Genomic DNA, 19,379 nt, shown 5'->3' on the forward strand with positions numbered 1-19,379 from the left:
CCCTCCCCGCCCCCTCATTTCACGGGCAGTCCCGCCGCCTCCCCCGCCCTGCGCAGCACGTCCCGCAGCATCTCGGGGGTGAGCTTGCCGGTGAAGGTGTTGCGCTGGCTGACGTGGAAGCAGCCGAAGAGGTCGAGGCCGTCGAGCGGCACGCGTGTGCCGTGGGCGAAGACGGGCCGTGGCCGGGGAACCGTCCAGCCCGCCGCGGTGAACGCGGGCAGCGCAGCCTGCCAGCCGAAGGCGCCGAGGACGACGACCGCGCGCAGGGTCGGCCGCAGCAGCGTCAGCTCCTGGACCAGCCAGGGGCGGCAGGTGTCGCGCTCCCCGGGGGTGGGCTTGTTCTCGGGCGGGGCGCAGTGCACGGGGGCGGTGACGCGGACGCCGTGCAGCTCCAGGCCGTCGTCCGCGGCCACCGACGTGGGCTGCGAGGCGAGGCCGACGTCGTACATCGCCCGGTACAGCACGTCCCCCGAGCGGTCACCGGTGAACATGCGGCCGGTGCGGTTGCCGCCGTGGGCGGCGGGCGCGAGGCCGATGATCAGGAGCGAGGCGTCGGCGGGACCGAAGCCGGGCACCGGGCGCGCCCAGTACGTCCAGTCCTGGAAGGCCGCGCGCTTCGTCCGCCCGACCTCCTCCCGCCACTCCACGAGCCGGGGACACGCGGCGCAGCCCGCGATACGGGTGTCGAGCTCGGCCAGGCTGTCCATTCCCCAACGGTATGACCACCCGATGCGCGGGCGCCGAGCGGCGGGTCTGCCGATCCCGGCCCATGCTGGAGTCATGGACGTGCAACCCCCTGTCGTCCCCCCTGTCGTCGTGCTTCCGCCGCAATCGGACGGCGGACGGCGCGTGACGATCCGCGGCAAGCGCGTCGGCACCGCCTACACCCTCTTCGACGTGCTGGACTTCGTGCACGGTGCGGGCCTGCCCGCCGAGGAGGACCGGGCCGTCGACGACCCCGAGCTGATCGAATGGCGTGGTGGCGGGCCGTACGTGTGGAACAGCACGACGTAGCCGGCGGCCGGTCCCGATGACCGGCTTCCCGGAGCGCCTGCCGCAGGCGGTGGGCGCACACTGGGGACAAGCGGGACATGCGCCATGAGCCGAACCTGGAGGTGGGCCATGAGCACCCTCGAAGAACACGTCGACGTCGGAGTTCCGATCGACCAGGCCTGGGACAGCCTCCACCGGGTGGAGAACTACTCACGCTTCGTGGAGGGCGTGCGTGGGGCCCGTACGGAGGCGAAAGGGCGGGCGCACCTGGACGTCGAGGCCGGCGGGCGCGACCGGGAGTTCGACGCCGAGGTCTCCGACCGCTACGGGGAACGCGTGATGGAGTGGCACACCATGGGCACCCCCGAGCTGACGGGCTCCTTCTCCCTGCAGCCGATCGACCGCAACCACACCCGGGTCCAGGCACGCCTCGAGTACGACCCCGACGCCCTCCGGGCGGCCTTCGGCGGACCGAGGGGATTCGCCCAGGCGAGCACGATCGAACGGATCGTCCGCACGGATCTGCAGCACTTCAAGAAGTACGTGGAACGCGGGCGGTGACACGCGGAACCTCTCCCACCACTGCGCTGACGCCACTCAGCAGTCGCAGGGCCGCATCGCTCGGCGAGCCGGGTTCGGCGGTGTAGGCGATCAGCCGCTGTCCCGAGCCGCCGGGGATGAGGAGGTTCTCGAAGCTGAGGTCCATCGGGCCGGCCAGCGGGTGATGCAGTTGCTTGACGCCCGAGGTGCAGGTGCGTACCGGATGGCGGGCCCAGAGCGCGGTGAACTCCGTTGATTTCATGGAGAGTTCGCCGATCAGGTGGGCCAGCTTGCGGTCGTCGGGATGGCGGCCGGCCACCTGCCGCAGGGAGGCGACGGCGAGCTTGGCCTCCCTGCCGCGGTCCGGGTACAGCTCCCGGTAGCGCTCGTCGAGGAAGAGCATCCGGGTCACGTTCGGCCGGGTGGCGGACGCGGTGGGACTGTCGGGCGCCAGGTGCCCGGCGAGCAGGGCGTGCCCGAGGGGGTTCCAGGCGAGGACGTCGCCGCGCCGGTCCAGGACGAGGGCCGGTATCTCGGTCATGGCCGCGAGCAGCTGCCGTGCCGACGCACTGGCCTGCTCGGCCCGCACCGGAGCGGGCCGGGATCCGGAGGCAGGGCGGGCCAGGTTCTTGAGGTGCGCCGCCTCGTCCTCGCTGAGCCGGAGCGTGCGCGCGATCGCTTCGAGTACGGCGTCCGAGACGCCGTTTCCGCGCCCCTGTTCGAGGCGGGTGTAGTGCGTGATGCTGACGCCCGCGAGCAGGGCCAGCTCCTCGCGCCGCAGCCCGGCGACCCGGCGACGGGTGGGGTGCGGGGTGATGCCGACGTCCTCGGGGCGCAGCGCGGCACGGCGGGACTTGAGGAAGTCCCCCAGCTCGGACAGGGCGTCCATGACAGCCTCCTCGGTCTCCGGGCCCATGATGCCCGCCGGTCCGCGCGAGCGGGACCGACAAGGGTGGTCACGTCATGACCACCCAAAAGAGGGTTCTGGCTGGGCCTGTCGACACGAGTGAGCCTTCCTGCACGACCGATTCAGCCGATCGGCTGATCAGGCGACCAGGAAGGAACTCGACGTCATGACCGTCACCGATACGAGGGCGACCGGCGCCGCTGCGGCCGTCCTCACCCCGCGCCTACGGCTGGTGCTGGTGCTGCTGCTGGCGGCCCAGTTCATGCTGGCAGTGGACTTCTCCATCCTGAACGTGGCCCTGCCGGTCATCGGTGCGGGCCTCGGCTTCTCGCTGGGGCATCTGCAGTGGATCGGCACCGCGTTCGCCTTGTGCGCGGCCGGCTTCACCCTCCTCTTCGGGCGGATCGCGGATCTGTTCGGCCGCCGTCGGCTGTTCCTGGGCGGTCTCGTGGTGCTCGGCGCGGCCTCGCTCGTGGGCGGTCTGGCGCAGAGCCCGCAGGTGCTGATCACGGCGAGGGTCTTCCAGGGCCTGGCGACCGCGGCGGTCACCCCGGCCGGCCTGTCCCTGCTGACGACCTCGTTCCCCGAGGGCCCGCTGCGGGAGAAGGCGCTGGGCCTGAACGGAGCACTGATGTCCGCCGGCTTCACCACCGGCGCGATCCTCGGCGGACTACTGACGGACCTGCTGTCGTGGAGGTGGTCGTTCTTCATCAACGTCCCCGTCGCCCTCGCCGTCCTCCTCGTCGCCCCGACGGTCATCAAGGAGTCCCGGCCGGCCGAGCGCCCGAGGCTGGACCTGCCCGGCGCCGTCAGTGTCACGCTCGGCCTGCTGGCCCTCGTGTTCGGCTTCACCCGGGCCGGTGAGAACGGCTGGGGCTCGTCGACCGCCCTGCTGCCACTCGCGGCGGGCGCCGCACTCCTCCTCGTCTTCCACGGCGTCGAGCGCCGGGTGTCCGCCCCACTGGTACCGCTGAGTGTGCTCGGCAGGCGGTCCGTGGCCTGGGGCAACATCGCCGGTCTGGTCGCGTTCCTGACCGAGACGTCGCTCGTCTTCCTGCTGACCCTCTACCTCCAGGAGGTGCTCGGCTTCTCCCCGCTGGCCGCCGGTCTGAGCTTCGGTGTGCTGGGACTGGGCACGGTCGTCGGCGGCTCGATCGCCCCGAAGGTCATCGGCCGCATCGGCAGCAGGCCGACGCTGATCGCCGGCGGAATGGCGCAGACCCTCGCCACCGCCGCACTGGTGGGGTTGGGCGCGGACCGGTCGTGGCTGTGGCTGCTCCTGATCGGCACCTTCCTCGGCGGGGTCGGCAACATGCTGGTCATCGTCGGTTTCATGGTCACGGCCACCTCGGGACTGGCCGACCACGAACAGGGCCTGGCCACCGGGCTCGCGACGATGACCCAGCAGATCGGCATCACCATGGGTACGCCGGTCATGAGCGCCGTCGCCACCGCAGCGATGACCGGATCGGGCGCCGCGGCCGTCCTCGGCGGCCTGAGGACGGCGATCGCGGTGAACGCGGCCGTCGTCCTGCTCGGCGTCCTGACCAGCGCACTGTTTCTGCGCGGTGCCGATCGAGCCGGCTGATCGAGAAACTGATCGATCCACCTGGATCGATCAGCTGAGTGCACACGGAAATCCATCCGGCCCACCCGCCTCGGGGGACTAAGGTCGGGAGCATGGCTTCCGAAGCTGACGAGGAGAAGGGCGGACCGGGCTCCGCCGAGCCCGAGCGGACGGCACCCGAGGCGGCCGGGCCCGGGGCGGTCGACCCCAAGATCGTCGCCGCCATCGCCGCCGCGGAGGCCGCGGGCCCCGCGGACGGCACGACCGTGCGGATCGACAGCTGGATCTGGGCCGTACGTCTGGCCAAGACCCGCTCGGTCGGCGCGGCCGCCTGCAAGGGCGGGCATGTGCAGGTGAACGGTGTGCGTGTGAAGCCCGCGCACACCGTGCGGGTCGGCGACGAGGTGCGCGTCCGGCAGGAGGGCTGGGAGCGGATCGTCGTCGTCAAACGGCTGATCCGCAAGCGAGTGGGTGCCCCGGTGGCCGCCCAGTGCTACGTCGACAACTCCCCGCCCCCGCCGCCCCGCGAGCCCTTCGCCGCCCCGGCCGGCATCCGTGACCGCGGCACGGGCCGCCCGACCAAGCGGGACCGCCGCGACATGGAGCGCCTGCGGGGGCTCATGGAGGGCGGCAAGCCGAGGCCGAGCGGACGATGACACACGGAAATGGCGTCCGGCTCGGACCGGACGCCACCTGCGTCTTCAGGGCTCACACCCGTCGTCGTACCAGCTTCAGCAGTTCCCCGGTGGAACCCCGCCGGGCCCAGGCGATGAGGGCCAGCGGCACGATCAGGATCAGCGGGGTCGCGGCGTTCTGGCCGTCGAAGACGGTGGTCTGGACGACGAACGCGCCGACCATGAGCCCGCTCAGCGCGATCGCCGCGACCGACTGCAGCACCGGGATCAACAGGGCCACCGCACCGGCCAGTTCGAGGGCGCCGATGGTGTACATGCCCGCGCTGCCCCAGCCGATCTTGTCGAAGGCGTCGACGGCGTAGTGGTTGCCGATCAGCTTGGGCAGGGCGCTCGCGATGCCGTAGAAGAGGGCGAGCAGCACCTGCAGCGTGCGCAGGGCGATCCGGGCGCGGCGGCCGCGGGCGGTCGCGGACTCGGCGACGACGGGGACGGAGGCGACGCGGGCGGTGGTCTCGGACATGGGGTTCTCCTGTGGTGAGCGGTTCGTCGTGCTGTCACAGGGGTAGACCGGCCGCCGCCCGGGAACTCATCGCCGCCGAGCGGAATTTCGCGTGGTTCCCTACAACGGGAACCAGCCGTGCCCGATGTACCAGTGCCGGCCCGCCCTGAGGTGGTCGCCGACCGCCCGCTCCACCGCCGTACGCCGCGGCAGGCTCTCGACGGGCAACTCCGGGTCGCCGAACACGAACTGGACGGGTTCCTTGTCGGCCGGCTCCCGGTCCTCGCGGGCGACCCGGAAGCGGTCCTGGAACCGCACGATGTTCGAGTCCTCCGGCAGATACTCCTTCAACTGCGCATCCAGCAGCCAGGAGTGGCACAGCGCGGCCCGGTACTTCTCCTCGGGGTAGTGCCGCGCGAAGAACTCCGTCGCGAGCGCCAGCGAGCGCTCGCAGGCCGCCGGTGACAGCGGGCCGAGGTGGTCGGGGATGTGGACGTTCAGACAGGGCGTGCCGGGCGCCACGTCCAGGCCGGCCGCCGCCAGCACCCGCGCCGTGCGCTGCCCGTGCCGCGCCCGCTCGAACTGCAGCCGGCCCAGCTGGTAGAGCTCGCCCCGGAAGTGGTGGGTGAGCCACCACGGCGCCTGCACACCCGCCCGGCGGTGCCGCCTGCGGTGCACGGCCATGTTCCGTCCGAGGTCGGCGAGGGTGCGCCGGGAGACGTCGTCCGGGACGCCCCGCGCACGGTGGTACGCGCGCGTGTACGGCAGCGCCGCCACGAACACATACACCGGGAAGCAGCGCTGCAGCGGCCCCGACGCCCAGTCCAGCTGGGGCAGGTCGACGGCGGTGCCGACCTCCCCCATCCCCCGGACGAGTTCCTCCACGGACGCCTCGAGGAAGCGCAGCAGCTCCGGGTCGTCCGTCACCCGTCGGCCCATCCGTACGAGCTGGTTGATGTCCTCGTGCGGTACGGCGAGGTCCAGCAGCACCTCGGCGAGCTCATCGGCATCCGGCAGCACGCGGCGACCCCCTAGTCCCGTTCCCCTTGGTGAACGTCCGTCCCGAAGAGTACGTTGCACTCAGGAGTGGTGATCCCGATGCGTACGGGCAGTGAGCCGACCACCGCGCGCAGTGCACTGCGGGCGCGCTTCTGGCTGAGCGTGTGGGGGCTGGTCTGGGCGATCTTCGGCACGGCCGCGTTCGCCCTGGTGGGGCGCCCCGGGTGGGCAGCCGCGTGCGGTGTGCTGTGGCTGGTGGTCACGGTCGACATGACCGTCATCCTCAAGCACATGCGCCAGGGCCCGCACTTCCAGCCGGGCCGGGACATACCCCCGTACCGGCCGCCGGAGAGCCGGCCCCGGCCCCGCTAGCCGGTGCTCACGAGTCGAACCGCGCCGCCTTCAGGTACTGCGGGTTGGGGTCGAGCGCGGCCGCCAGTCTGAAATGGCGCTTGGCCTGCTCGGCCTCACCCCGGCGCTCATAGGTCCGGGCGAGCGCGAAGTGCGCGAACGCGTTGTCCGGTTCGCGCTCCAGGACGATCGTGAACTCCAGCTCGGCGGGCCGCAGTTGCGCGGCGGCGAAGAAGGCTCGCGCGCGCAGCAGCCGGGCCGCGGTGTTCTCCGGGTGGGCGGCGATGACGGAGTCGAGCAGCTTCACCGCGCCCCGCGGGTCCCGTGCGTTGAGCAGCTGCTCGGCGGCACGGAAGTCGATGACATGCGTCTCCGGAGTACGTCCGGTGGAACCGCTGGTCTCGGGCACGGCAGAGTCCTTCCCTCACTCGAAGGGTTCAACGCCCCCATCAGGGGGCCCTATTCCTGCGGTGATCGTGGCGCACCGGACGCCCCGGACGCGGCCTGCGCTCTGCGTACGAGCTCCGCCCAGACGTCCTTCACCCGGCGCCGCAGGTCTTCCAGCGGTACGTCGTTGTCGATCACGACGTCCGCGATCTGCCGGCGCTTGTCGCGGGTCGCCTGCGCGGCCATGCGCGCGCGTGCGTCCTCCTCGGTCATACCGCGCAGCCGTACGAGCCGGTCGAGCTGGGTCTCGGGGCTCGCGTCGACGACGATCACGAGGTCGTACAGCGGTGCGAGGCCGTTCTCCGCGAGCAGCGGCACGTCGTGGACGACGACCGCGTCCTCGGCGGCTGCGGCCTCCAGCTCTCGGGAGCGTGCGCCCACCAGCGGGTGCACGATCGAGTTTAGAACGGCCAGCTTCTCCGGGTCGGCGAAGACGATCGAGCCCAGCTTCGGCCGGTCGAGACCGCCGTCGGCGGCGAGCACCTCTTCACCGAATGCCTCCACGACGGCGGCCAGCCCGGGTGTCCCCGGCGCGACGACCTCGCGCGCGATCCGGTCGGCGTCGATCAGCACGGCGCCGCACTCGACGAGCAGCCGCGACACCTCGCTCTTGCCGGCACCGATCCCGCCCGTCAGGCCCACTGTCAGCATGAGCGGCAGCTTAGGGCCTGCCACTGACAGCGGGACCACCGGAGGTCAGTTGTCGCCTTCGCGTTCCGCCAGGAAGCGCTCGAACTCGAGGCCGATCTCGTCCGCCGACGGGATGTCGACGGGCTCGGCCAGCATGTTGCCCCGGCTCTCGGCGCCCGCGACCGCGTCGTACTGGTTCTCCAGGCCCGAGACGAGGGCGGTGAGCTCCTCGTCGCCCTCCTGGATCTGCCGGTCGATCTCGGTCTGCGTGCGGTGCGCGTCCGTGCGCAGGGAGTGCGCGATGCCCGGGAGCACCAGGCCGGTGGCCGCGGTGATGGCCTCCAGGACGGTCAGGGCGGCGTCCGGGTACGGGGACCTGGCGATGTAGTGCGGCACGTGCGCGGCGACACCGAGGACGTCGAAGCCGGCCTCCATGAGGCGGTACTCGACCAGGGACTCGGCGCTGCCGGGGACCTGCGCCTCGTCGAAGGGGCTGCGGTGGCCCGGGACGAGGTCGTTGCGGTTGCCGTGCGGGGTCAGGCCCACGGGGCGGGTGTGCGGAACGCCCATCGGAATGCCGTGGAAGTTCACGGACAGGCGCACGCCCAGCCGCTCCACGATCTGCTGGACGGCCGCGGCGAACCGCTCCCACTCGACGTCCGGCTCCGGGCCGGACAGCAGCAGGAAGGGCGCCCCAGTGGTGTCCTGGACGAGCCGCACGTCGATGGTGGGCTCCTCGTACTCGGTCCACCGGTCGCGCTTGAAGGTCAGCAGCGGACGGCGGGCACGGTAGTCCACGAGCCGGTCGTGGTCGAAGCGGGCGACGACCTGGTGGGGCTGCGAGTCGAGGATCCGGTCGACGATCTGGTCGCCGGTCTCGCCCGCGTCGATGTATCCGTCGAAGTGGTAGAGCATGACAAGACCGGCCGACTCCTGGGCAAGCGCCATGTCGACGACAGCCAGCCCCTTCGGCTCCCATGCGTACAAACCCTGCGGATCAAGCACAGTGACCGCTCCTCCTCGTGTTCGTACTGCACAACGCGCCCCAGGGCACGGGCATTCCCGCCCGTGCCCCTGATCAGGCGTCTCTTACTGGCTTTTCATGCCCTGCCGCAGACCTACGACGACAGCACGCGCGCGTGGAGCGAGGTGACGGCCCTGCGCGCGGAGGTGAACGCGCCGTGCTGCCAGGCGTCGGTGTAGCTGAGCCAGTCGCCGGCGAACCAGACCCGCCCGGTCGGTTCGTTCAGCGGCTTGTAGCGGGGGTCGTCGGGGCCGCCCGGGGTGTCGTGCCAGGCGGCCTCCAGGTGGGGCGTCTGACGCCAGTGGTGGGAGAAGGAGGAGGCGAGCTGGGTGCGGTACTTCCCTCCGTAGATCTTCACGCCGGCGGCCACCGCACGCTTTTCGCGCTGCTCGGGCGTGAGCTTCGCGTAGGAGTCCGCGTCGTCGCCGTAGTTGTAGTACCCGATGAGGACCCCTCGTTCACCATGGAAGCCGTACGAGGGATGCCAGATGTGGGTGACGTCCTGGTCGGTCTCGGTGATGCCGCCGTAGATGTTGTGGTCGAGCTCCCACCAGCGGGTCCGGTACTCCAGTCCGATCTTGGCGGCGGAGGACGGGGTGATCGCCTCCAACGCGGACTGCACACCCGATCCCAGGTTGTGCGACACCTTGGCGAGGATGTTGGGCGGCATCGCGGCGACGCAGTAGTCGGCGTCGATCACCTTCGTACGACCGCCCTGGGTGTAGGCGACCGACACCCCACCACCCGTGTCGGTGATCTTCGAGACGACCGCGCCGGTACGGATACGACGGGCGCCGATCGCCCTGGTCAGCGCCCTGGGTATCTGATCCATGCCGCCGACCGGCTGGAACATCAGCATCGCCTGGTCGAAGCCGAACTCGAAGGAGAAGTAGCGGCCTACCCCGCTGGCGAAGACCTCGGAAACGGTGGGTACATCCCCGAGCAGCACGCCCGGCGTCCCGGCCGCGGCGGGCACGGTCGTGTACCCACGCCGCTCACCACCTTCGTACGTCAGCTTGTCGCCGAGCTCGCCCCAGTCCTTCAGGAACTCGCCGAGCCGCTCCTGGTCGTCGGCGGTCAACTCCTTGTCGAGTGCGCCCTTGTTGGTGGCTTTCGCCAGCAACTCCGAGACATAGCCGTAGACATCGGCCTTCGCGGTCCGGTACCGCATGGGCTTGGTCATCCCGGCGGACTCGTTGTAGATGTACGCGTCGGCGTTGACGTTGGTGAACACCTCGATGGGCACGCCGAGTTCACGGCAGTAGTCCAGGGTGACCATCCACTGCGGAATGCGGGCGGGCCCGCAGTTCATGTAGTGCCCGTCGGAGAAACGAGCGGTCTGCGTATGGCCGTAGAGGTCGGTCGTGGTGTCCCCACCGCGCACGGTGAAGTTGCGCCCGCCGGTGCGGTCTCTGGCCTCCAGGACCGTACAGTCATAGCCGGCCTTGCCGAGTTCGTAGGCGGTGGCGAGACCGGCGATGCCCCCGCCGATGATCACGACCTTGGCGGCGGCACGCCCGGTGAGGCTGAAGTCGCCGACGCTCGGCGCCCGGAAAGCCTGCTCCCGCTGGGCGGCCTGGGCGGTGGGGGCGAGCCCGAGGGCCCCCATGGTGGCGAACATGGCGCCGGCACCGCTGGTGAGCCCGACGTTCCGGAGGAAGGAACGGCGGCTGGTACCGGACGTGTACTGAGACTGTGCCATCTGTCGGCTCCCCTTTTCCGATCACGATTGACCGGGGGAGCCTCCCAACAGCCGGTTACAGCCCATCAGTTACTCGTGTATCCCGCACGTTTCCGCAAGGGGCGATGGCCACACCCTCAGGGGCGCGGGGCTGTGTCGATATGCGGCTCCGCCGCGTGGGCGCGACAAGCCCCCACCGACCCGCAGCCGAACAACAAGACCCGGGCAGCACTGAAGGGCCGCACCTCAAAAGGTGCGGCCCCTCAGCTACCGGCTAAGCCTCAGCGGCAGCGTTCAGCTCTGGCCCCCGGCCAGCTTCTCGCGAAGCGCGGCAAGCGCCTCGTCGGAAGCGAGCGCACCGGAGGTGTCCGCACCCTCGGAGGAGTACGAGCCACCACCCGCGGCCGGAGCCGCACCCGCAGCCTCGCCGCCCTCGGCGGCAGCGGCGGCGTCGGCCTCGCGGCTCTTGATGACCTGCTGCTGGTGCTGCTCGAAGCGGGTCTGCGCCTCGGCGTACTGGCGCTCCCACTCCTCGCGCTGCTTCTCGTAGCCCTCGAGCCAGTCGTTGGTCTCGGGGTCGAAGCCCTCGGGGTAGATGTAGTTGCCCTGGTCGTCGTACGACGCGGCCATGCCGTACAGGGTCGGGTCGAACTCGACCGAGGCCGGGTCGGCACCGAAGGACTCGTTGGCCTGCTTCAGCGAGAGGCTGATGCGACGACGCTCGAGGTCGATGTCGATGACCTTGACGAAGATCTCGTCGTTGACCTGGACGACCTGCTCCGGGATCTCCACGTGGCGCTCGGCCAGCTCGGAGATGTGGACCAGACCCTCGATGCCCTCGTCCACGCGGACGAACGCACCGAACGGAACCAGCTTCGTGACCTTGCCGGGCACGACCTGACCGATCTGGTGCGTGCGGGCGAACTGCTGCCACGGGTCTTCCTGGGTCGCCTTCAGCGACAGGGAGACGCGCTCGCGGTCCATGTCGACGTCGAGAACCTCGACGGTGACCTCCTGGCCGACCTCGACGACCTCGGAGGGGTGGTCGATGTGCTTCCAGGACAGCTCGGAGACGTGGACCAGACCGTCGACGCCACCCAGGTCCACGAAGGCACCGAAGTTGACGATCGAGGAGACGACGCCGGAGCGGACCTGACCCTTCTGGAGGGTCGTGAGGAACGTCTGGCGGACCTCGGACTGGGTCTGCTCCAGCCAGGCACGGCGGGACAGGACCACGTTGTTGCGGTTCTTGTCCAGCTCGATGATCTTCGCCTCGAGCTCCTTGCCCACGTAGGGCTGGAGGTCGCGGACACGGCGCATCTCGACGAGAGAAGCCGGCAGGAAGCCACGGAGGCCGATGTCGAGGATGAGACCACCCTTGACGACCTCGATGACGGTACCGGTGACGATGCCGTCCTCTTCCTTGATCTTCTCGATGGTGCCCCAGGCGCGCTCGTACTGGGCGCGCTTCTTCGAGAGGATCAGGCGGCCTTCCTTGTCCTCCTTCTGGAGGACAAGGGCCTCGATCTCGTCACCGACGGCGACGACCTCGTTCGGGTCGACGTCGTGCTTGATGGAGAGCTCGCGGCTCGGGATGACACCTTCGGTCTTGTAACCGATGTCGAGCAGGACCTCGTCCCGGTCGACCTTCACGATGACGCCGTCGACGATGTCGCCGTCGTTGAAGTACTTGATCGTCTCGTCGATCGCGGCGAGGAAAGCTTCCTCGTTACCGATGTCGTTGACCGCAACCTGCGGGGTGGTGGCGGTGGTCTCGGTGCTGCTCGTCATGTGGGAAAGGGCTCCGGTACGGACATTGAAGTCGTAGGTACTGCTACGCCGGGAGCCCGTATCGCTCTGAAGAAGCCGGACAGCCAAGGAAGCGCCCCAACAGCCAACTGGAAAATCCAGAAACTGGTGATGGCGCCTCGACAACCGAGGGGACATACAACAGATGCGAGCGCAGCCTGCTACGTCTGAGGTGCGCAGGCCCGCAGCGCAACTTGTAGCATACGGGGGCAGCCGGACAGGGTCAATGCGCGAACGCGCACACCCGGGGCGGATCGCCGCATACCCGGCACAAGAACTGTCTCTGGAGGCCGCGCAGGCCTGAGAGACCTCTTCCGTGACACTGCCGAGAGGCCGACTGCGCCATAAGGGTGACGGAAGAGTACGACGAGGGAGCCGATCATCCAAGAGCCCGTATCTTCCGATTCCGCGTTCGAGCCGGAAGCCACCCGCCGCGCGTCCGACGTCACGGAGAGCGCCCGCGCCAACCGGGGCTGGTGGGACCGGAACGCGGACGAGTACCAGGTCGAGCACGGCACGTTCCTGGGCGACGACCGTTTCGTGTGGGGTCCCGAGGGCCTCGACGAGGTGGAGGCGGAGCTGCTCGGCCCGCCGGAGGAGCTCAAGGGCAGGGCTGTCCTGGAGATCGGCGCCGGTGCGGCCCAGTGCGCGCGCTGGCTGGCCGCCCAGGGTGCCCGCCCGGTCGCCCTGGACATCTCGCACCGTCAGCTGCAGCACGCGCTGCGCATCGGCAAAACGTTCCCTCTGGTGTGCGCCGACGCGGGTGCGCTGCCCTTCGCGGACGGTTCCTTCGACCTGGCGTGCTCGGCGTACGGGGCGCTGCCGTTCGTCGCCGACCCGGTGCGGGTCCTGACGGAGGTGCGGCGGGTGCTGCGCCCGGGCGGGCGTTTCGTCTTCTCGGTGACCCACCCGATCCGCTGGGCGTTCCCGGACGAGCCGGGCCCCGAGGGGCTGTCCGTCTCCGCCTCCTACTTCGACCGCACGCCCTACGTCGAGCAGGACGAGGACGGCCGCGCTGTCTACGTCGAGCACCACAGGACGCTCGGCGACCGGGTCCGGGACGTCGTCGCGTCGGGTTTCCGGCTGGTGGACCTGGTCGAGCCGGAGTGGCCGACCTGGAACACGTCCGAGTGGGGCGGCTGGTCGCCGTTGCGCGGGAACCTGATCCCGGGGACCGCGATCTTCGTGTGCGTACGAGACTGAGTGCGTGATCCGTTACGACGCCCTGGACGCGCTGCCGGTACGTGGTGCGCTGCCCGCTCTGAGCGATGCCCTGGAGGGGCACGGCACCGCCGTTCTGGTGGCGCCGCCCGGTACCGGCAAGACGACGCTGGTGCCGTTGGCGCTGGCCGGGCTGCTCGGGGACGGGCCTGCGCGCCGTGTGGTCGTGGCCGAACCTCGCCGTATCGCCGCCCGTGCCGCGGCCCGGCGCATGGCGTGGCTGCTGGGCGAGAAGCCCGGCGGGAGCGTCGGGTACACCGTGCGCGGCGAGCGGGTCGTCGGGCGGCACGCACGCGTGGAGGTCGTGACGACCGGTGTGCTGCTGCAGCGGCTGCAGCGCGATCAAGAGCTGGCCGGTGTGGACGTGGTGGTGCTCGACGAGTGCCACGAGCGGCATCTGGACGCCGACACGACGGCGGCCTTCCTGTGGGACGTACGGGAGACGCTGCGGCCGGAGCTGCGGCTGGTGGCCGCGTCCGCGACCACTGACGCCGAGGGGTGGGCGCGACTGCTGGGCGGCGCACCGGTGGTCGAGGCGGAGGGCGTCTCCCACCCCGTGGAGGTGATCTGGTCCCCGCCGGCCCGTCCCGTACGGCCGCCGCACGGCATGCGGGTCGATCCCGCGCTGCTGACGCATGTGGCGTCGGTGGTGCGGCGGGCCCTGGCCGAGCGGGACGGGGACGTGCTGTGCTTCCTGCCGGGCGTGGGCGAGATCGGGCGCGTGGCGGGGCAGCTGGGGGACCTGGGCGACGTCGAGGTGCTGCAGGTGCACGGGAGGGCGCCGGCCGCCGTGCAGGACGCTGTGCTGGCGCCGGGCGAACGGCGCAGGGTCGTGCTCGCCACCTCGGTGGCGGAGTCGTCGCTGACGGTTCCTGGCGTGCGGGTGGTCGTCGACTCGGGGCTGGCGCGCGAGCCGCGTGTCGACCACGCCCGCGGGCTGAGCGCACTGACGACCGTACGGGCCTCGCAGGCGGCCGGGCGGCAGCGGGCGGGCCGGGCCGGGCGTGAGGCGCCAGGGGCGGTGTACCGGTGCTGGACGGAGGCCGAGGATGCACGTCTGCCGCGTTACCCGGCGCCGGAGATCAAGCTGGCCGACCTGACGGCGTTCGCCCTGCAGACGGCGTGCTGGGGCGATCCGGACGCGTCCGGTCTGGCGCTGCTGGACCCGCCGCCGGGCGGGGCGATGGCGGCGGCGCGGGCCGTGCTGACGGCGATCGGCGCGGTGGACGCCGCCGGGCGGGCGACGGAGCGGGGCGCCGCGCTGGCCCGGCTGGGAGTACATCCGCGGCTGGGGCGTGCGCTGCTGGACACGGCCGGCAAGGGCGCCGAGACGGTGGCACTGCTCTCCGAAGAGCCACCGCGCACCTACGGCGACGACCTGACCGCCGCCCTGCGCACCGCGCGCCGCGGCGGTGACGCCTACGCCACGCGCTGGCGCACGGAGGCCCAGCGCCTCCGAGCCGTCGCGAAGGAGTTCACGCGGCCGTCAGCCGGGGGCCTTGTTCCGGAAGCGGGAGGCACCGACGCCTCACGCGGGACGGCCACCGAACCTCCCCCGCCCGAAGAGGCACAACCCCTCCAGCCCACCACCAAGAAACTCGCGCCGCCGACCGCCGGAGGCCCTGCCGCCGGGACCGCGGACAGCGACGCGGGCGGCGTGCCTTCCCGGCCCGGTTCCGTCGCTGCTTCGGCCGCGGTCGCCCCGCCCGGGGCGGGTGGACGGGCAGGTGACGGCGGCGACCGTCTCGTCGGGCTCGTGGCTGCCCTCGCCTTCCCCGAGCGGGTCGCCAAGGCCGACGGTGGGTCCTTTCTCATGGCCTCCGGGACACGCGCCGAACTGGGCGAGGGCAGTCCTCTGCGCGGCGTCGGCTGGATCGCGGTGGCCGTCGCGGATCGTCCCGTGGGCAAGGGGCACGCGCGCGTGCAGCTTGCCGCCGTGGTGGACGAGGACATGGCCCGGTCGGCGGCGGCCTCGCTGTACTCCGAGGGACAGGAGGTCCACTGGGCCGAGGGGGACGTCGTGGCGCGTCGGGTGGAGCGGCTGGGGGCGATCGAGCTGGCGGTGCGGCCTCTGGCCGACGCCGACCCGCTCCTCGTACGCATGGCGCTTCTCGAAGGGCTGCGGCAGGAAGGGTTCGGGCTGTTGCGGTGGTCGCCCGAGGCGCTCGTGCTGCGGCAGCGGCTGGCGTTTCTGCGTCTGCATCTCGGGGAGCCGTGGCCCGACGTGTCCGGTGATGCGCTGCACGCGCGCGTGGACGAGTGGCTGGAGCCCGAGCTGGGCCGGGCCCGGCGGCGGGCCGACCTCGCGCGGATCGACGCGGGCCAGGCACTCAACCGCCTGCTGCCGTGGGCCTCGGGGGAGGCGGGGCGGCTCGACGAGCTGGCCCCGGAGCGCATCACCGTCCCCAGTGGGTCCAGGATCCGGATCGACTATGGAAATCCTGAGCAGCCCGTGCTCGCGGTGAAGTTGCAGGAGATGTTCGGGCTGCACGAGTCGCCCGCCGTCGCGGGGGTGCCGTTGCTCGTGCATCTGCTCTCCCCCGCCGGGCGGCCGGCCGCGGTCACCGCCGACCTCGCCTCCTTCTGGAGGGACGGCTACAAGGGCGTACGGGCGGAGCTGCGGGGCCGGTATCCGAAGCATCCGTGGCCCGAGGACCCGGCCGGCGCGGAGCCGACCCGGCACACCAATGCGCGGCTCAGGCGGTGACCGGTTCCGGTGTGGTGGACTCGGCCGGTTCCGGGTCGCCGGGGCGGCGGCTGCTGGCCTCCAGCCACAGCGACAGGGCGAGCAGCAGGACGCCGAGGGCGAGGAAGCCCCAGGGCAGGTAGGACGTCATCAGCAGGACCAGGGTGCGGTTGGACTTGACCAGGTCGACGGTGTGTTTGATGTAGTCCTCGCGCATCTTGACGTGGCCCGCGAAGGCCGTGACCTTCTCCCGGCCCCCCAGGAGCGTGCCGCCACGGAGTTCCTCCTTGTGGATCTCCTCGCCGTAGACGGGGGCGCCGGTGACGGGCTCGACCCAGAACTTGCGGACCGTGGTGTACCAGCGGGTGGTGCCGGTCTCGGCGACCGACTCGGGGGTGATGCCCTGGACGGGCATGGTCCTGGGGAACTTGACCTTGGTCCAGGGGATGGTCTGCTCGAAGTAGTAGACCTCCAGACCGTGGAAGTCCTGGGTGCCCTTGTAGTGGATGGGGTTGGTGGTGCGGGTCTGCGCGTCGAAGTACTCGTAGTCCCGTTTCTGGGTCAGGAAGGGCCACTTGAACTCGATGCCGGTTCGCTTCACCGGGTCGCCGTCGACCATCTCGCCGGTGGCATGGACGGGGGCCTGGCTGTGGGCGTCGAAGATGTAGCGCTCGGGGATCCGGGAGACCATCTTGCCGTCGGGGCCCTGGACGTAGGAGAGGCCGTCCCAGACGACGACGTCCCGGCCGGCCGTCTTCTCGATCTTCTTCGCGGCCTCCACATTGCCCTTGAGGGTCTGCACGATGGTGACCTCGGGGACCGTGCGGGCCTTCATGGTGCCGTAGTCGAGGAGGGTCGCGTTCTTCGCCTCCAGGACCATGTCCTGGTACTGGTCGGCCGGGATCTTGGCCAGGCGTGGGAAGGCGTACCAGCGCAGCAGCGGGGACAGTGCCGCGAAGAACACGGCGAAGGCGAGCAGGACCAGACTGGCCTTGCGGCGCATCTCGGCCTCCCTCCCGGGCGGTTACGGGTGTGCGGGCACCGTCGTCAGCAGCGGTTTCGGGGACGTCTTGCCCGTGGGACTGCCCATGGCCGTGATCGTGAGGACCAGCGCGAGGGCAACGGCGAGACCGGTCGCGGCGGCGATCAGGGCGCGCATGCCTGCCTCCCGGCGGACGGGAACACGGACTGGAACTGATACATCGTCAGGTCCGGCACCGTAGCAACGGGCGGGCGAGATGAGAACACGTTGCACACACAACGACGGCGGCGCCCTCTGGTCGAGGAGCGCCGCCGCCGTCGCAGGGACGATACGGAGAATTACGCGGAGGGGCTGGGTGACGGGCTGGGGCTCGCCGAGGAGTCGGCCGCCGCGACCGTCAGCTGGATGTCGAGGGTCGCGCCGCCCGCGGTGGTGATGCGGAGGATGAAGTCGCCGGTGTTGTCGTCGGCGTACAGCTTCGGCAGCGTCAGCAGGCCCTTGGCGTCCGTCGTCAGCCCGGTCAGGGTGCGCACGGTCTTGCCGTCGGCGTCCTTGAAGTAGGGGCCCTTGTCGTTCTCGGTCGGGTCGAGCACGGACTTGATCAGGGTTGCGGTGACCGCGACCTTGTCGGCGACGGCGCCCTTGTAGGTGGCCTTCACCTCGGCCTGGTCCGCGAACTCTCCGCCCGGCGTGCAGGTCAGCGCGGTGTCGCTGGTGCGCACGACGCTGTCGGCGACGCGCTCGGTGACGGTGGCGGTGTAGTCGAGGCCGGTGACCACGCGGCCCACGACGGTGGCGCGGACGGTGAACGCGCCGGTCTTCTCGCCCGCCTGCAGGGTGGGGGCGACGGCCACGCCGGAGCTGTTGGTGACGACCGTGGCGACGGACTCGCCGCCGGTGAAGGTGGTGTCGGTGTCGCCGACGACGGTGAAGCGGACCCTGACCTTGCCGACCGCCTTGCCGGACTTGGTCACGGCCTTGGTGCTGATCTTCTGAGTGAACGCGTCACCGGCCATCGCGGTGAGCTTCGCGGTGCCCGCGTCCGCCAGGTGGTCCACGGTGTCGGTGGGGGTGGGGGTGGGCGACGGGCTGCCCGGCGTGCTCGGAGTGCCGGGCGTGCTCGACGGCGGTGCACTGGGGCTCGGGGAGCCGCTGCTCGGCGGCTTGGGCTTCGCGGGCGGCGTGGGTGAGGGCTTGGGGTTGGCCTTCTGGCCGTCGTCGCTGCGGCCCGAGGGGACGCTGCCGCTGCCGTCCGGGATCTCGTGGGTGCCCTTGCGGTAGTACTCCAGCCACGACAGGACGGTGTTCAGGTAGTCCTGCGAGTCGTTGTAGCTGAGGATCGCGCGGTTGACGTCCGCCGGGACGGAGAGGTCCCAGCCGTTGCGGCACAGGTAGTGGCCGGCGGCCAGGGCGGCGTCGTAGACGTTGTTGGGATCCTTGACCCCGTCGCCGTTCCCGTCGCGGCCCGCCCACGCCCAGGTGGACGGGATGAACTGCATGGGGCCGACAGCCTGGTCGTAGGAGCTGTTGCCGTCGTACTTGCCGCCGTCGGTGTCCTTGATCAGCGCGAAGCCGTTGCCGTCGAGCTGCGGGCCGAGGATCGGGGTGATCGTGGTGCCGTCGGCGCCCACGCGGCCGCCGCGGGCCTGGCCCGACTCCACCTTGCCGATCGCGGCGAGCAGTTGCCAGGGCAGGTTGCAGCCGGGCTTGGACTCGCGCAGCTCGGCCTCGGCCTTCTTGTAGGCGTCGAGGACCGTGGCGGGGATGCCCGCCTCCGCCGCGCCCTGCGCCACGGGGGTGCCGGTGGCGCCCGGCGTCGGCGAGGGGTTCGGGCTGTTGAGCGGGGGGAGATCGGTGTAGTACGGCGAGTTGCCGGTCGCCGCGCCGTCACCTGCGGACGCATCGGGTGAGGACTGGGCCTTGGAGGCGGTCTGTCTGCCGTGGTCGTCGACCGTGACCCCCGGAGCCTGGGACGCGGACAGGGCAGCGACCGCGGCCGCTGCCACGGCTGTGGTTGCCGCTCCTTTGCGCAGCCTCATGCCGAATTGCGCCGCCATAGAGTGAACCCCTCCCGTGGACGCACCAGCGTCCGTCTTCGTCTGCCCGGCGCGAAGTGCGCCCGCCCTGTTGTGACGATCGACCCGGCGTGCGGGTTGCCCTCGTATCGCTCTCTGTTTCTGTGTCGTTTCTCCGGCGAGTTCCTGTCGAGTTGCCGCGTTCACCTGTTCGAGCGTGACGCCCGGCACGGTGACCCAGGCGACCCTACGACAACTTGCTTTCCACAGGGACCCGTTCGTGCCCGATATTCACCGATTGGCCATGTGCGACCGGCGCGGAATCGCCGCACGCATACTGGACCGGAGCGATCACCCGGGCCGTCCGCTCGGGCAATGTCCGGCGTGAGGAGC

Annotated in this window: 19 protein-coding genes; 7 read left to right on the forward strand and 12 right to left on the reverse strand. The window is 70.9% G+C overall.

Annotated features, from left to right (window positions below; genetic code table 11):
- Positions 1–14: 14 nt before the first annotated feature.
- Positions 15–707, reverse strand: coding sequence for a uracil-DNA glycosylase (locus ACWDAG_RS09510; protein ID WP_450695013.1), 693 nt, complete (start codon positions 705–707; stop codon positions 15–17).
- Between the two features lie 73 nt (positions 708–780).
- Between ACWDAG_RS09510 and ACWDAG_RS09515 the strand changes: the two genes are divergently transcribed.
- Both ACWDAG_RS09515 and ACWDAG_RS09520 read left to right on the forward strand, forming a co-directional pair.
- Entirely contained in the window at positions 781–1,014 is a 234-nt protein-coding gene (locus ACWDAG_RS09515; RefSeq protein WP_450695014.1) for a hypothetical protein, read from the forward strand.
- Between the two features lie 108 nt (positions 1,015–1,122).
- A complete protein-coding gene (locus ACWDAG_RS09520) occupies positions 1,123–1,554 on the forward strand; it encodes an SRPBCC family protein (protein ID WP_450695015.1) in 432 nt (143 codons plus the stop codon).
- Here ACWDAG_RS09520 and ACWDAG_RS09525 read toward each other — a convergent pair.
- Complete coding sequence (locus ACWDAG_RS09525) at positions 1,526–2,422, reverse strand: helix-turn-helix transcriptional regulator (protein WP_450695016.1); 897 nt, start codon at positions 2,420–2,422, stop codon at positions 1,526–1,528. The genes ACWDAG_RS09520 and ACWDAG_RS09525 overlap by 29 nt on opposite strands.
- A 184-nt stretch (positions 2,423–2,606) precedes the next feature.
- On the opposite strand from ACWDAG_RS09525, the gene ACWDAG_RS09530 reads away from it, so the two are divergent.
- Positions 2,607–4,028, forward strand: coding sequence for an MFS transporter (locus tag ACWDAG_RS09530; RefSeq protein WP_450695017.1), 1,422 nt, complete (start codon positions 2,607–2,609; stop codon positions 4,026–4,028).
- Between the two features lie 92 nt (positions 4,029–4,120).
- Positions 4,121–4,663 (forward strand): RNA-binding S4 domain-containing protein, encoded by a 543-nt coding sequence (locus ACWDAG_RS09535; protein ID WP_450695018.1) that lies wholly within the window; start codon positions 4,121–4,123, stop codon positions 4,661–4,663.
- Between the two features lie 52 nt (positions 4,664–4,715).
- On the opposite strand, the gene ACWDAG_RS09540 is transcribed toward ACWDAG_RS09535, so the two are convergent.
- On the reverse strand, positions 4,716–5,162 hold the full coding sequence (locus ACWDAG_RS09540) for a DoxX family protein (protein WP_450695019.1): 447 nt from the start codon (positions 5,160–5,162) through the stop codon (positions 4,716–4,718).
- Between the two features lie 99 nt (positions 5,163–5,261).
- Positions 5,262–6,161 carry an acyltransferase domain-containing protein gene (locus ACWDAG_RS09545; RefSeq protein ID WP_450695020.1) on the reverse strand — a complete coding sequence of 300 codons (900 nt, stop codon included), beginning with the start codon at positions 6,159–6,161 and terminating at the stop codon, positions 5,262–5,264.
- Positions 6,162–6,239: 78 nt separating this feature from the next.
- Between ACWDAG_RS09545 and ACWDAG_RS09550 the strand changes: the two genes are divergently transcribed.
- On the forward strand, positions 6,240–6,512 hold the full coding sequence (locus ACWDAG_RS09550; protein WP_450695021.1) for a DUF6343 family protein: 273 nt from the start codon (positions 6,240–6,242) through the stop codon (positions 6,510–6,512).
- 7 nt (positions 6,513–6,519) lie between these two features.
- On the opposite strand, the gene ACWDAG_RS09555 is transcribed toward ACWDAG_RS09550, so the two are convergent.
- From ACWDAG_RS09555 to rpsA, 5 genes are all read right to left on the reverse strand, one after another.
- The gene (locus ACWDAG_RS09555; protein ID WP_123964467.1) at positions 6,520–6,900 is read right to left on the reverse strand and encodes a tetratricopeptide repeat protein; all 381 of its coding nucleotides are present in this window, start codon (positions 6,898–6,900) and stop codon (positions 6,520–6,522) included.
- 50 nt (positions 6,901–6,950) lie between these two features.
- Positions 6,951–7,589 carry a dephospho-CoA kinase gene (gene coaE, locus ACWDAG_RS09560; RefSeq protein WP_450695022.1) on the reverse strand — a complete coding sequence of 213 codons (639 nt, stop codon included), beginning with the start codon at positions 7,587–7,589 and terminating at the stop codon, positions 6,951–6,953.
- 45 nt (positions 7,590–7,634) lie between these two features.
- The gene (locus tag ACWDAG_RS09565; RefSeq protein ID WP_450695023.1) at positions 7,635–8,573 is read right to left on the reverse strand and encodes a PAC2 family protein; all 939 of its coding nucleotides are present in this window, start codon (positions 8,571–8,573) and stop codon (positions 7,635–7,637) included.
- A 113-nt stretch (positions 8,574–8,686) separates the two neighbouring features.
- Entirely contained in the window at positions 8,687–10,213 is a 1,527-nt protein-coding gene (locus tag ACWDAG_RS09570; protein ID WP_450695197.1) for a flavin monoamine oxidase family protein, read from the reverse strand.
- Between the two features lie 354 nt (positions 10,214–10,567).
- A complete protein-coding gene (gene rpsA / locus ACWDAG_RS09575) occupies positions 10,568–12,064 on the reverse strand; it encodes a 30S ribosomal protein S1 (protein WP_099928071.1) in 1,497 nt (498 codons plus the stop codon).
- Positions 12,065–12,463: 399 nt separating this feature from the next.
- Between rpsA and ACWDAG_RS09580 the strand changes: the two genes are divergently transcribed.
- A complete protein-coding gene (locus ACWDAG_RS09580; RefSeq protein WP_450695198.1) occupies positions 12,464–13,285 on the forward strand; it encodes a class I SAM-dependent methyltransferase in 822 nt (273 codons plus the stop codon).
- Between the two features lie 4 nt (positions 13,286–13,289).
- Positions 13,290–16,010, forward strand: coding sequence for an ATP-dependent RNA helicase (locus tag ACWDAG_RS09585; RefSeq protein ID WP_450695024.1), 2,721 nt, complete (start codon positions 13,290–13,292; stop codon positions 16,008–16,010).
- Here the strand turns inward: ACWDAG_RS09585 and ACWDAG_RS09590 are convergent.
- From ACWDAG_RS09590 to ACWDAG_RS09600, 3 genes are all read right to left on the reverse strand, one after another.
- A complete protein-coding gene (locus ACWDAG_RS09590) occupies positions 16,000–16,992 on the reverse strand; it encodes a DUF3068 domain-containing protein (protein ID WP_450695025.1) in 993 nt (330 codons plus the stop codon). The genes ACWDAG_RS09585 and ACWDAG_RS09590 overlap by 11 nt on opposite strands.
- Positions 16,993–17,013: 21 nt before the next feature.
- Complete coding sequence (locus tag ACWDAG_RS09595; protein ID WP_450695026.1) at positions 17,014–17,148, reverse strand: SPW_0924 family protein; 135 nt, start codon at positions 17,146–17,148, stop codon at positions 17,014–17,016.
- Positions 17,149–17,309: 161 nt separating this feature from the next.
- Positions 17,310–19,028 (reverse strand): lytic transglycosylase domain-containing protein, encoded by a 1,719-nt coding sequence (locus tag ACWDAG_RS09600; RefSeq protein ID WP_450695027.1) that lies wholly within the window; start codon positions 19,026–19,028, stop codon positions 17,310–17,312.
- Between the last annotated feature and the right edge of the window lie 351 nt (positions 19,029–19,379).

The organism is Streptomyces sp. NPDC001157 (assembly GCF_053598255.1).